The sequence below is a fragment of the Mesorhizobium sp. B3-1-7 genome, from assembly GCF_006439385.1.
Taxonomy (GTDB): Bacteria; Pseudomonadota; Alphaproteobacteria; order Rhizobiales; family Rhizobiaceae; genus Mesorhizobium.
Map to the genome: position 1 here is coordinate 67999 of NZ_VFTL01000013.1, position 13285 is coordinate 81283.

Annotated in this window: 9 protein-coding genes; 3 read left to right on the top strand and 6 right to left on the bottom strand. The window is 65.7% G+C overall.

All coding sequences use genetic code 11. From position 1 onward, the window contains the following. Window positions 1-60: 60 nt before the first annotated feature. Entirely contained in the window at window positions 61-672 is a 612-nt protein-coding gene (locus FJ417_RS12990) for a TIGR00730 family Rossman fold protein (protein WP_140644448.1), read from the top strand. A 31-nt stretch (window positions 673-703) separates the two neighbouring features. Here the strand turns inward: FJ417_RS12990 and FJ417_RS12995 are convergent, their stop codons facing one another. Then, window positions 704-1594, bottom strand: coding sequence for a LysR family transcriptional regulator (locus FJ417_RS12995; protein WP_140783719.1), 891 nt, complete (start codon window positions 1592-1594; stop codon window positions 704-706). 118 nt (window positions 1595-1712) lie between these two features. Between FJ417_RS12995 and FJ417_RS13000 the strand changes: the two genes are divergently transcribed. Continuing rightward, window positions 1713-2003, top strand: coding sequence for a muconolactone Delta-isomerase family protein (locus FJ417_RS13000; RefSeq protein ID WP_140703091.1), 291 nt, complete (start codon window positions 1713-1715; stop codon window positions 2001-2003). Between the two features lie 39 nt (window positions 2004-2042). Here the strand turns inward: FJ417_RS13000 and FJ417_RS13005 are convergent, their stop codons facing one another. Then, complete coding sequence (locus FJ417_RS13005; protein WP_140783720.1) at window positions 2043-2417, bottom strand: hypothetical protein; 375 nt, start codon at window positions 2415-2417, stop codon at window positions 2043-2045. 181 nt (window positions 2418-2598) lie between these two features. Between FJ417_RS13005 and FJ417_RS13010 the strand changes: the two genes are divergently transcribed. Continuing rightward, window positions 2599-3369 (top strand): pyrroline-5-carboxylate reductase, encoded by a 771-nt coding sequence (locus tag FJ417_RS13010; RefSeq protein WP_140783721.1) that lies wholly within the window; start codon window positions 2599-2601, stop codon window positions 3367-3369. Window positions 3370-3375: 6 nt separating this feature from the next. Here the strand turns inward: FJ417_RS13010 and FJ417_RS13015 are convergent, their stop codons facing one another. The 4 genes from FJ417_RS13015 to FJ417_RS13030 all read right to left on the bottom strand — a co-directional run bounded on the left by FJ417_RS13015 (window position 3376) and on the right by FJ417_RS13030 (window position 13275). Further along, window positions 3376-6594, bottom strand: a complete 3219-nt coding sequence (locus FJ417_RS13015; protein WP_140783722.1) for an efflux RND transporter permease subunit — start codon at window positions 6592-6594, stop codon at window positions 3376-3378. After that, window positions 6591-9692, bottom strand: coding sequence for a multidrug efflux RND transporter permease subunit (locus FJ417_RS13020; RefSeq protein WP_140783782.1), 3102 nt, complete (start codon window positions 9690-9692; stop codon window positions 6591-6593). The genes FJ417_RS13015 and FJ417_RS13020 overlap by 4 nt, the downstream gene beginning before the upstream one ends. 29 nt (window positions 9693-9721) lie before the next feature. After that, window positions 9722-11239, bottom strand: a complete 1518-nt coding sequence (locus tag FJ417_RS13025; RefSeq protein ID WP_246687447.1) for an efflux RND transporter periplasmic adaptor subunit — start codon at window positions 11237-11239, stop codon at window positions 9722-9724. 617 nt (window positions 11240-11856) lie between these two features. Beyond that, complete coding sequence (locus FJ417_RS13030) at window positions 11857-13275, bottom strand: FAD-binding oxidoreductase (RefSeq protein ID WP_140783724.1); 1419 nt, start codon at window positions 13273-13275, stop codon at window positions 11857-11859. Between the last annotated feature and the right edge of the window lie 10 nt (window positions 13276-13285).

Consider the following 13285-nt stretch of genomic DNA (forward strand, 5'->3'; position numbering starts at 1 on the left):
CAAGAAAAAGCCCGTCCGCGGGCTTGACCCGGCCAACCGTCCCCATCACCAATCATCGCCATGAACACGATTCGATCCGTCTGCGTCTATTGCGGCTCGTCTCCGGGCCGCGACGAGGCCTATATCAAGGCCGGCCACACGCTCGGCCGCTCGCTTGCCAAATCCGGGTTGCGCCTCATCTATGGCGGCGGCACCAAGGGCATCATGGGCGCTGTCGCCGACGGCGCGCTCAAGGCCGGCGGCAAGGTCACCGGCATCATCCCGCGCTTCCTGATCAACAAGGAGGCGACCGAGACCGCGCTCGACAAGCTCGACGAACTCTTGATCACCGACAACATGCACGAGCGCAAGCACAGCATGTTCGAGAAATCCGACGCCTTTGTGGCGCTGCCCGGTGGCATAGGCACGGTGGAGGAGATCGTCGAGATCATGACCTGGGCGCAACTCGGCCATCACCGCAAGCCGATCGTCTTTGCCAACGTCAAGGGTTTCTGGGACCCTATGCTGGCGCTGATCGAGCACATGGCGGCCGAAGGCTTCATCCACACCGCGCAGCGGGTAAAACCGCTGGTCGTCGACGACCCGGAGGCGATCGTCGCCGCCATCATGGTGGCCGGATCGTCGGTCGACGCGCCGACGGAAGGCGTGCGGTCGTTGATAGACAAGATGTAGGCAGTAGGGAATAGGCAATAGGCAAGCATGCCTACTGCCTACTGCCTACTGCCCTCCTCAAATCCCCAATCACCGCCCGCCGGTCATTCCGCCGCCAGGCGAGGTGGATCGAAACGCTGCGTTTGAACCACGGCAGGTCGCGGAAGACGACGCCCGGGGGTGTCGCGCTTCGCAGGCTTTGCTGGACCGTGGCGAGGCCGAGGCCGGCGCTGACCAGGCCGAGCGAGGTCAAGGGATCGGCCGTCTCATAGGCGATATCGGGCATGAAGCCGGATTCGGCGCAAGCCGCCAGGAACTGCGCGCGGTTGGTGTCGCCAGGCTGGCGCACGACAGTGATCCAGACGCGGCCGTCGAGCTGGCTAGGTTGGATGTCGGCGACATCGGCGAGCGGATCACCCTCCGGCATTGCCAGCACCAGCGGCTCGCGCCGCACCAGCATGCTTGCAAGATCGGGGTCGCCTTCCGGCGCTGGCGAATAGACGAAGCCGAGGTCGAGCGCGCGCTGGCGCAGATCCTCGAACTGCGCCGCTGTCCGCCGGCTGCGCAATTGCAGATGGAAATCCGGCCGCTCTCTGCGAAAATCCCGCAGCATCGCGGCGACCAGCCCGGAATGCACCGCGCCCTCGACATAGCCGATGGCGAGGCTGCCGGTCGCGCCGCTGGCGAGGTTGCGGCCGAGCTCTTCCAGCCGCGCCGCATTGGCAAGCAAGGCGCGGGCCTCGGCAAGGAAGGCCCTGCCCTCGGCGTTGAGATGGACGCGCTGCTTCGCGCGCTCGAACAAGGCGACGCCGAGCTGCTCCTCGAGCTGGATGATCTGCCGGCTCAAGGGCGACTGCGAGATGTGCAATTGCGCGGCGGCGCGGCCGACATTGCCAGCCTCGGCGACGGCGACGAAGTATCTGATCTGGCGCAGGTCGAGCATTTTTTCGCCTTCAACGGTCAAGACCTTTTCAGTCTCAACTATAGCCTAATCAGTCTTGGACAGTCTGGCCAGCCAGCGCGATACCTGCCGGCATCAACTTGCCACAAAGGAGACCGCCATGCAGTTCTTTGCCCTGCTCACCCGCAACACCGAAAAGTTCAGCGACGCCGATTTCGCGCCGCTGCTGCCGCCCGAATCCGAGCAACGCAAGACGCTCTACGCGCAAGGCGCCGTGCGCCAGATCTGGAACCGCGGCGACATTCCCGGCACCGGCATCATGTTCGAGGCGGCGGACGACGCCGAAGTGCGCGGCCACCTTGCCACGCTGCCGCTGATCGAGGCCGGCATGATGGACATCGCGGCCGTTGTGCCGCTCAACCCCTATCCGGGCTTTGGACCGAAGCGGTGAGCCGAGCCCGTCAATGAGGTTGCCGCAGTTGCGGCAGCCTCAAGGCCAGGCGTCCTTCATCGCGTTCACCGACAGCCACGCCATCGCGGGGAGTGCGACGAGCAGCCCCAGCCGCAGCCCCGCGGATCGCGCCTGATCGGGTTCCTGACGCTGAAGCCGGCGCCAGATCTGGAATGCCGCGGCGAGAACGAGCAGCGCATAAAAGCCGGCGAGCACCCACAGGGCTGTCTGACCGGATATCGTAATGCCGTTATTATCGAGCACCTTGCCGATCAGCATGACCGGCCCGGCGACGAAGAAGGCAATGGCGATGCCGAAGAGGAAGCCGATCAGGGCGCCCGGGAACGATGTCGCCGACAGTGCCACGAGCACCGCCATCAGAATGAGCAGAGTGATGAACGCGCGCTGGCTCACGGCCACATTCCCCGATCGAACGCGGCGGAATGTATCAGTCCGGCCTTAATCGCGGGTAACAGCCCAGGCCCATCTTCAAGGCGCGGTCCGGCCGCGGGCATGGCCGGAACGTCGCCTCCCCTTGCCGGCAACGGAACCGTCGCTATTGTCGGCGGCAATCCGAAACAGGACGAAAACTTCCATGAGACTTGGCTTTGTCGGCACGGGCGCGTTGAGCTCGGCCATCGTCACCGGGCTGAAATCGCTGCCGGGGGAGACGACCTCGGTGGCGGTTTCGCCGCGCAACGAAGAGATCGCCGCGGAGCTTGCCCGGCGCTTTCCGGACGTGCGCATCGCCGCCGACAACCAGGCCGTGCTCGACCAGTGCGACACCGTCATGCTTGTGGTGCGGCCGCAGATCGCGCACGAGGTGCTGAAGGAACTGCGGTTCCGGCCGGACCATCATGTCGTCAGCCTGATCGCCACGATATCGCGCGAGGAGATCGCCGCGCTGGTGGCGCCGGCTGCGCATGTCGGCAAGGCCCTGCCGATGCCGATGATCGCCAGCCTGCAGGGCGCGACGATCGTCTGTCCGCCGGACCCGATCATGGCGGCGTTCTTCGGCCGGCTGGGCGGCGTGATCGAAGTCGAGGACCAAAGCGAGTTCGATGCGTTGAGCGTCGTCACCGCGACCTATGCCAGCTATTTCAAATATCTCGACACGATCCACACCTGGGTGCGCGGCCAGGGTGTGCCGGGCGAGAAGGCCCGCGACTACATCACCAGCATCTACAAGGCGCTGGCCAACGCGCCGGATACGGCGCCGGACGAAGATTTCATGCATCTTGCGCAGGACTATGCGACGCGCGGCGGCATCAACGAGCAGGTGCTGCGCGAACTGACCGAGCGGGGCACGTTCGAGGCCTTCGCGGAGAGCCTCGGTCGCGTGCACCGGCGCATCACCGGCGAGTGATCGGGATCACTCCGCCGGAGCGAGTCGCAGCGATGGCTTCCTCGCGCTGAGACGGTCGAGATAGAGATAGACGACCGGCGTCGTGTAGAGTGTCAGCAACTGCGAGACGATGAGGCCGCCAACGATCGCCGCGCCGAGCGGCTGGCGCAGTTCCGCGCCCGTGCCGGTCTCGATCGCCAGCGGCAGCGCGCCGAGCAGCGCCGCGAAGGTCGTCATCATGATCGGCCGGAAGCGCTGGACGCTGGCCTTGTGGATGGCGTCGCGGGACGAGAGCCCTTCCAGCCGCTCTGCCTGCAAGGCCATGTCGATCATCATGATGGCGTTCTTCTTGACGATGCCGATCAACAGGATGATGCCGATCAGCGAGATCACGTCGAACTCCATGCCGGTGACGATGAGCGCCAAGAGCGCGCCGATGCCGGCCGAAGGAAGCGTCGACAGGATGGTGATCGGGTGGACATAACTTTCATAGAGCACGCCGAGCACGACATAGATCGTGGCAAGTGCGGCTGCGATCAAAAGCAATTCGTTGAGCAGGTTGGCGCGGAAGGCGAGCGCTGTGCCGGCCAGTGAGCCATGGATCGTGACCGGCATCTTCAGCTCGGCCATGGCGCGGTCGATCGCGGCCGAGGCGTCGCCGAGCGTCGCGCCGTCGGCGAGATTGAACGAAATGGTCGTGGCGACGAAATGGCCCTGGTGGTTGACCGATAAAGGCATGGTCGCCGGTCCATAGGTGCTGAAGGCGGCCAACGGCACCATTTTTTCGGCGGAGGTGCTGACCGCCGCGCCGCTCGAGGCGCTGCCATGGCCGGTGACGGCGATGGCGTTGGTAGCCTGGTTCCGCAGCGAGCCCGTCAGGCTGCCGGCAAGCGCGTTGGTCTGTTGCGTGCCGCTGGCCGCAGCGCCCGAGGTGCTGACATAGATGCCGTTCAGCGCGCTCGGATCCTGCAGATAGCGCGGCGCCACCTCCATGACGACATGGTACTGGTTGCGGGCGTTGAAGATGGTCGACACCTGGCGCTGGCCGAAGGCGTCGTAGAGCGTGGCGTCGATGCTGGCCGGGGTCAGGCCGAGACGCGCAGCGCTCTCGCGATCGACCGTGATGTTGGTTTCGAGCCCGGCCTCGTCGCGGTCGGAGTTGACGTCGGTGAGCTCCGGCGACTGCTTGAGGAGATCGACCAGCTTCGGCGTCCATTCGTCGAGATCAGCGGTGGTGTCGGCCTGCAGCGTGTACTGGTAGGTCGCAAGGCTCTGCCGGCCGCCAACCCTGATCTCCTGGCGCGGATTGAGGAAGAGCTCCGCGCCGGGCAACTGCCCGAGTTGCGCGCGCAGCCGGGTCAGCACCATTTGCAGCGGCGCCCGCTCGCCCTTCGGCTTCAGCGCGACCTGGACGAAGCCGGAATTGGTCTGCCGGCCGCCGATATAGCCGACCACGTTCTCGACCGCCGGGTCGCTCTTGAGGATCGATTCCAGCCGCTCGAATTTCTGGCGCATCAGCTGGAAGGAGATAGCCTGGTCGGCGCGCAGGCCGCCCATCAGCTCGCCGGTGTCCTGCTGCGGGAAGAAGCCCTTCGGCACCACCGTATAGAGATAGACGTTGAAGACGATGGCCGCGAGAAGCACCACCAGCATGATTTCCGAATTGTCGAGCGACCAGGCCAGCGAGCGGCCATAGAAGGCGCGGACGCGTTCGAAGACGCCTTCGCCGAAGCGGGCAAGGATCGAGCGTCCGGTCGACGGGGTCGCGCCCGGACGCAGGAAATGCGCGCACATCATCGGCGTCACCGTCAGCGACAGGACGAGCGAAATCGCGATCGAGAGCGACAGCGTCAGGGCGAATTCCTGGAACAGGCGGCCGAGTATGCCGCCCATCAGGAGGATCGGAAGGAAGACGGCGACCAGCGAGGCGCTCATCGACAGCACCGTGAAGCCGACTTCCCTGGCGCCGACCAGCGCCGCCCTGCCGCGCGGCATGCCGTCCTCGATGTGGCGCGTGATGTTTTCCAGCACCACGATGGCATCGTCGACGACAAAGCCGGTGGCGATCGTGAGCGCCATCAGCGACAGATTGTCGAGCGTGAAGCCGAGCAGGTACATGGCGCCGAAAGTGCCGAGGATCGAGACCACCAGCGCAACGCTCGGGATCAGCGCCGCGCGCCAGTCGCGCAGGAAGCAGAACACCACGAGGATAACCAACAGCACCGCCAGCACCAGCGTCAGCTCGGTGTCGTGCAGCGAACCGCGAATGGTGGTCGAGCCGTCGGTCGCGATGCCGAGCCGCGCGTCGGCCGGCACCGAGGCCTGCAGCGTCGGGATCAGGGCGCGGACGCGGTCGACGGTCTCGATGATGTTGGCGTTGGGCTCGCGGTAGAGCACCAGAAGCACCGCCGGCTCGCCATTGGCGAGGCCGAGATTGCGCACGTCCTCAACGGAATCCTCGACATCGGCGATGTCGCGCAGCCTGACCGCCGCATCGTTGCGCCAGGCAATCACCAGATCGCGAAAATCGGCGGCATGGCTCGCCTGGTCGTTGGTGTAGAGCTGGTAGCGCAGCGCGCCGTCTTCCTCGAAACCTTTCGGGCTGCGCGCATTGGCCGAGGCAAGGGCTGCGCGCACATCCTCCAGGCCGATACCGTAGTCGAACAGCGCGCCGGGATTGAGCTCGACGCGCACTGCCGGCAGCGACGAGCCGCCGAGGTCGACATTGCCGATGCCCTCGACCTGCGACAGGCGCTGCTGCAGCACGGTCGCGGCGGCATCGTAGAGCTGGCCGGGCGTCAACGTGCGCGAGGTCAGCGCCAGGATCATCACGGGCGAGTCGGCGGGATTGTATTTGCGATAGGTCGGGTTGCTGCGCAGGTCCGACGGCAGGTCGGCGCGCGCGGCGTTGATGGCGGCCTGGACGTCGCGCGCGGCGCCGTTGATGTCGCGGTCGAGGTCGAATTGCAGCACGACATTGGTCGAGCCGGTGCCGGAGCGCGAGGTCATCTCGGAGACGCCGGCGATCTGGCCGAGATGGCGCTCCAGCGGCGCCGCGACATCGGTCGCCATCGTGTCGGGGCTGGCGCCCGCCATCGAGGCCTGCACCGAGATGGTGGGGAAATCGACCTTGGGCAAAGGTGCCACGGGCAAATTGAAATAGGCGATCAGGCCGGCGGCGGCGAGGCCGATCGCGAGCAGCGTCGTGGCGACCGGCCGCGCGATGAACGGGGCCGAGAGGTTCACGGCGCGGACCCGCCGGCGGAGGCTTCGACGACGCCGGAGCCGCGCCGCGTCAGCCGGTCGAAGGCAAGATAGATGACCGGCGTGGTGAACAGCGTCAGCACCTGGCTGACGATCAGGCCGCCGACGATGGTGATGCCGAGCGGCTGGTGCAATTCCGAGCCGGCCAGGCCGCCGACCAGAAGCGGCAGCGCGCCGAAGAGCGCGGCGAACGTCGTCATCAGGATCGGACGGAGCCTGAGCAGGCACGCCTCGTAGATCGCCTCGCGCGGATCGAGCCCCTGCAGCCGCTCTGCCTGCAGCGCGAAGTCGATCATCATGATGGCGTTCTTCTTGACGATGCCGACGAGCAGCACGATGCCGATGATGCCGATGACATCGAGGTCATGGCCAGCGAGCATCAGCGCGACCAGCGCGCCGACGGTCGCCGAGGGCAGCGTGGACAGAATGGTCAGCGGATGGATGAAGCTTTCGTAGAGCACGCCGAGCACGACATAGACAGTGGCGACCGCCGCCAGCACCAGAAGCAATTCGTTGGACAGCGAGCTCTGCAGCGCAAGGGCGGCGCCCTGGAAGCCGGTCGTCAGGCCGGCGGGCGGCTGCATGTCCTTCTCGGCGGCGGTGATCGCCGCGGTGGCATCACCGAGCGAGACGCCGGGGGCAAGGTTGAACGAAATGGTCGCGGCCGGGAATTGCGCCAGGTGGTTCACCAGCAGCGGCGCCTGCCGGACATTGATGCTGGCGATCGCCGACAGCGGCACCTGGCCGGCGCCCGAGGACGGCAAATAGATCGAGCCCAGCGAGGCCGGCGTCTGGCCGACCGATGGATCGGCTTCGAGGATGACGCGGTATTCGTTCGACTGGGTGAAGATGGTGGAGATGATGCGCTGGCCGAAGGCGTCGTAAAGCGCATTGTCGACCGTTGCCGGCGTGATGCCGAAGCGCGCCGCCGTGGCGCGGTCGATGGTGACGTCGACGGCAAGCCCACTCTGCTGGCTGTCGCTGGCGACATCGGCGAGTTCCGGAAGCGCCGTGAGCCTGTCGGTCAGCTTGGTCGTCCATGCCGCCAGCTCGACCGGATCGGAATCCTGCAGCACATACTGGTATTGCGAAGCGCTGATCGTGGAATCGACCGTCAGGTCCTGCACCGGCTGCATGTGCAGCGCTATTCCGGTGACTTGGGCCGTCTCCTGCGTCAGCCGGCGGATGATGGCGCTGGCGTCGTCAGTGCGCTCGTCGCGCGGTTTCAGATTGATCAGCATGTGGCCGCTGTTGGCGGTCATGTTCTGGCCGTCGACGCCGATGAAGGACGACAGGCTGGCGACATCGGGATCCTTCAGGATCGCGTCGGCCAGCGCCTGCTGGTGCGCCGCCATGTCGGCATAGGAAGCCGAACCCGCCGCTTCGGTGATGGCCGAGATGGCGCCGGTGTCCTGCACGGGAAAGAAGCCCTTCGGGATGGCGATGTAGAGATAGACGGTGAGCGCCAGCGTTGCGACCGCCACCAGCAATGTCAGCGCCTGGCGGTCGAGCACCCAGCGCAGCGCAGCGCCATAGCCATTGGCGACCGCGTGGAAGGCGCCCTCGCTCCAGCGTGACAGCGCGCCCGGCCTGCGCTCGGCCGGCGGCTTCAACAGCCTGGCGCAGAGCATCGGCACCAAGGTCAGCGAGACGATGGCCGAAATGACGATGGCGATGGCTAGAGTGATGGCGAATTCGTGGAACAGGCGGCCGACGACGTCGCCCATGAACAGAAGCGGGATCAGCACCGCGATCAGCGAGACGGTGAGCGAGATGATGGTGAAGCCGATCTGGGCCGAGCCTTCGAGCGCGGCGGTCACCGGATCGTCGCCATGCTCGATGAAGCGCGAGATGTTCTCGATCATGACGATGGCGTCGTCGATGACGAACCCGGACGCGATGGTGAGCGCCATCAAGGACAGATTGTCGAGACTGAAGCCCCACAGATACATCACCGCGAAAGTGCCGACCAAGGAGAGCGGCACCGACAGGCTGGGGATGATCGTCGCCGGGATGTTGCGCAGGAACAGGAAGGTGACGAGGACGACCAGCAGCGCCGCCATCGCCAGCTCGAACTGGACGTCGTCGACCGAGGCGCGGATGGTGGTGGTGCGGTCGGTCAGCGGCTCGACGCTGAGCGCCGCCGGCAGGCCGGCGCGCAATTGCGGCAGCAGCGCCTTCACGCCGTCGACGACGCGGATGACATTGGCGCCCGGCTGGCGCTGGATGTTGAGGATGATTGCCGGCGTGCGGTTTTCCCAGGCGCCCAGCCTGGAATTCTCGGGGCCTTCGATAATGTCGGCCACCTCGCCCAGCCGCACCGGCGCGCCGTTGCGATAGGCGATCACCATGTCGGCATAGGTCTTGGGATCGGCGACCTGGTCGTTGGCGTTGATGGTGTAGGAGCGCGCCGGCCCGTCGAAGCTGCCCTTCGGCGTGTTGACGTTGAGCGTGCCGATGGTGGTGCGCAGATCGTCGATGTTGAGGCCCATGGCGGCCAGCGCCTTGAGCTTGACCTGCACGCGAACGGCCGGCCGCTCGCCGCCGGAGATGCTGACCAGGCCGACGCCGGGAAGCTGCGAGATCTTCTGCGCCAGCCGGGTCTCGGCATAGTTCTCGACTTGCGTCAGCGGCAGCGTCTTCGAGGTGATCGCCAGCGTCAGGATCGGCGCGTCGGCCGGGTTGACCTTGGCGTAGATCGGCGGCGCCGGCAGGTCGGCGGGCAGAAGATTGCCCGACGCGTTGATCGCCGCCTGCACCTCCTGCTCGGCGATGTCGAGGCTGAGGTCGAGGCTGAAGCGCAGCGTGATGACCGAGGCGCCGGCGGAAGAGCCCGACGACATCTGCTCCAGCCCAGGCATCTGGCCGAACTGGCGCTCCAGCGGTGCCGTGACCGATGTCGTCATCACCTCCGGGCTGGCGCCGGGATAGAAGGTCTGAACCTGGATCGTCGGATAGTCGACCTCGGGCAAAGCCGAGAGCGGCAGGAACAAGTATGCGATCATGCCGACGATCAGGATGGTCGCCATGACAAGCGTGGTGGCCACCGGCCGCAGGATGAACGGCCGCGACGGGTTCAACCAGCCGGAGACGAGGCCGCTCGGCGTGCTCATTGGCCTTGGCCATTGTCGCCGCCATTGTCGCCGCTGCCGGCATTGGCGCCGCCGTCGCGGCGATGATGGCGGTGATGCTTACGGCCGGAAGCATCGCCCGATGCGTCCGCGCCCTCGCCTGCCCGGCCGCCCTGGCCATTGGTGACCGCGGCGGCGTTGCCGGAATTGGCGGGCGTGTTGCCGGAGCTGGCCGGCGGCGTGCCGGCAGCCGGGCTGCTCGCCGCAGCTGCTTGCGGCTGCGCGGGCGCGGCGCCGGCGGCCGGCGCTGTTCCCGAGGCTGGCGCGGCATTGTCGGGCACCGTAACCTTGGCGCCGTCTTTGAGCCGGTCGACGCCGTCGACCACGACCTTGGCACCTGGCGCCAAACCGGAGAGCAGCTGCGTGACGGTGGCGTTGCCCGGGCCGAGCATAACGGTCTTCACCGAGACGGTGCTGTCGTCGTTGAGCTGGTAGACGAAAGTGCCTGGCGCGCCGTGCTGGATGGCCGCGTTGGGCAGCACGCTGACGCCGGTCAGCGTGCGCACCAGCAGATGCACGTTGACGAACTGGTTGGGATAGAGCACGCCGTCGGTGTTGGGGAAGACGGCGCGCAGCTTCACCGTGCCGGTGGTCGGATCGATCTGGTTGTCGATCGTCTGCAGCGTGCCTTCGGCTATCTCTTTGGTGTCGTTGCGGTCGAACAAGGTGGCTTTGAGCCCGGCATTGCCATGCGTCTGCTCCAGCACCTGCGCCAGGCTGTCCTCGGGCAGCGAGAACAGAACCGAGATCGGCTGCATCTCAGCGATTACCGCGATGCCGGTGGCGTCGCCCGGCGTGACGTAGTTGCCCTGATCGACCAGGCGCAGTCCGATGCGGCCGTCGGCGGGCGCGGTGATATGGCTGTTGGCGATGTTGACCTGCACGGCCTCGATCTGCGCCTGGTCGGACATCACCGTGCCCTCGTCGGACTGCACCGTCGCGCGTTGCAGGTCGACCGCCTGCTGGGTGATGGCGTTGGAGGTGAGCTTCAAATCGCGGTCGAGGTCGAGCTTGGCATCGGCAAGCAGCGCCTGGTCATGCTCCAGCTGGCCCTGCCATTGATGCAGCGAGGCGTTCAGCGTGCGGTCGTCGATCTGGGCGAGGAAATCGCCTCTCTTCACGTTCTGGCCCTCGGTGAAGCCGATCTGGGTGATCTGGCCGCTGACCTGCGCGCGCACCGTCACGGTCGAGAGCGGGGTGACGGTGCCCAGCGCCTCGAGCACGATCGGAATATCGGCCTGCGCCACGGGCGCAACGGCAACCGGCTGCGCAAGATCGCCGCCGCGGAAACGGCCGCCACGGTGGCGGCCTTGCTGCTGAACCTGAACAGGATGCAGCCAGAACGCGACCCCGGCCGCCGCAACGACCAAGAGCAGCGCGACAATCCAGCCGCGCCGCGAGCGGCGCGCGACCGGCGGCCGGACCTCGGCCAGCGGCTCGCTCGGGGGCGCGGGCACATTGCGGCGCTTGCGCCTGCTGACGACTTCGTCGTCCACTTCTCTCACCTGTCCTTCGAGCCGCATCCAGGAAGGTTCGCCGCGCAGAGCCGCTTGTCGAACCCTCGCCGATCGCGCCGTCAGACATGCCCAAGGCAGGTACAATGGCGCGATCCTATTCGAAGCATAGGCGCGCGGATTTTATCGTGCAATTCCGGCAGACATTAAATTCCTGTAAGAAATTGAATGGGTTAGAGCCATAAATCAGCTTCGTCTCCGCGAGAAAAAAGAGGCGATTTTCAAGGACGAAATTGCGGGCTTCTCATCGCCTTTAGACAAATGGCCACAAGGTCTTAGGGGGTCAGCACAAACGGCTAACGGCGGCGCGCTGCTGCGGCGTAGCGGCTTCACGACCAACTCCGGATCGCCGAGACGATTCTCGCGAAGGTGTGAATATCTGCCAGCCGCGAGCGTACGAAACGCGGGCGAGGAACCAAGATCGCGCATTAGCGTTGCCTCACATAGCAACATTTTGGAGATCGTCATGCTGCGAGGCGGATTGCTTTGGCTTATCGGGATACCTTTGCCCGTCATCCTTATTCTTTGGCTGCTCGGTTACTTGCACTAGCAGCGGAACCTGCCTGCGCGGCACAAGTCGCGCAGGCGCCAAAACCAGTCTATTTGCGATCCTTCATCCGCCGGCGAGGCAAGGCCTCGATCTCTTCGGCCGACAAATGCTTCACCTCGTTCCAGAAACGCGATTTCGCCGAGTTGAGCAGACCGTCCGGGTCGAGCCGCTTCTTCCACGCCAGATGTTTGAAATCCGGCTTCATGCTGCCGCCTTCGACATAGGGAACATGCGGGTTTGAAGTGCCCAGTCCATGCGCTTCATAGATGGCTGTGATTTCCGTCAGGCGCGCGTCTTCGGTGTAGCGCAGGATCGGCAGGTCGAAGGCGACCAGCCGGTCGTCGAGCAGCGCGAATTCGTGATGCATCAGCACCTCGTCGCCGAAGATTTCCTGCAGCGGCTCTATCAGGCCGCTATCGAGCGGCGCAGGACAAGTCACCTGCAGGTTGGTGACAGTGCGATCCTGCTTCAACACCTGCAGCGTGGTGTGGTTGTAGGAAAATTCGGAGAGCGCCGGCAGGCCGGGGGCAGCGATGCCATCCGCGTCGAGGTCGATCTCGACCGTGCCGCCATGGTCGCGCAGCACGTCGCGAACCGCCGCCGCATCCGGCTCGGCGACGATGACGATGGCGAGGTCGCGCCGGCGCCTTGCGAGTTCCCCGAGCTTGGTTATCGAAGCCGCGATGCGGCCGTCTATCGTTGTCAGCAGCTTGAGGTTCAGCGAGCGCGCGTTGCCGAGCGCGATGCCGGCCTCGAAGGCCTGCCGATAAGTGTCGAACGAAGCGATGATGTTGCGCCAGCGCGGCGACGCGACGGTGCCGAGCGTCACCTCGGTGATGACGCCGTTCAGCCCCCAGGCATGATGGATGGCGAGGATTTCGGGGCCGGTGAAGACGTGGCGCCGCGGTAGCTTCTCCATCGACAGCACCGCGATCGCCTGGATGTTCTTGCCATCGCGCAGCATGCCGTGGCGGATCGAACCGATGCCACCGGAGCCGCCGGCGATGAAACCGCCAATGGTGGCGACCGCTTCGGTCGAGGGCACGATCGGCAGCTCGCGACCGTGGCGCCCGAGTGCGGCGTGGATATCGCCGATGCGGGCGCCGGCCTCGGCGCGCACCGTGTCGGTACCGATTTCCAGCACGCGCGAGATGCCGGTCATGTCGACGATCAGCCCGCCATCCACCGGCACCGCCTGGCCATAATTGCCGGTGCCTCCGCCCCGGATGACGACAGGTACCCGCCATTCGGCGGCCACCGCCAGGCAGCGCGCCAGTTCGTCCAGCGTAACCGGCGCGGCGACGAGATCGCCGAAACAGGACGACAATTCACGGCTGAGGATCGGGCTGTACCAGAAGAAATCGCGCGAGCGCTTCTTGACGATCGACGGCGTGTCGAAGGTTTCGATGCCATCGAGCGCCTTGGCGAAGGCCTGCCAGTCGATGTCGTTCTTGCCTGAGATGGACATGAACGCCCTC

Coding starts and splice junctions, on each gene's coding strand:
- FJ417_RS12990 (WP_140644448.1), top strand. CDS start 61: ATGAACACGATTCGATCCGTCTGCGTCTATTGCGGCTCGTCTCCGGGC.
- FJ417_RS12995 (WP_140783719.1), bottom strand. CDS start 1,594: ATGCTCGACCTGCGCCAGATCAGATACTTCGTCGCCGTCGCCGAGGCT.
- FJ417_RS13000 (WP_140703091.1), top strand. CDS start 1,713: ATGCAGTTCTTTGCCCTGCTCACCCGCAACACCGAAAAGTTCAGCGAC.
- FJ417_RS13010 (WP_140783721.1), top strand. CDS start 2,599: ATGAGACTTGGCTTTGTCGGCACGGGCGCGTTGAGCTCGGCCATCGTC.
- FJ417_RS13030 (WP_140783724.1), bottom strand. CDS start 13,275: ATGTCCATCTCAGGCAAGAACGACATCGACTGGCAGGCCTTCGCCAAG.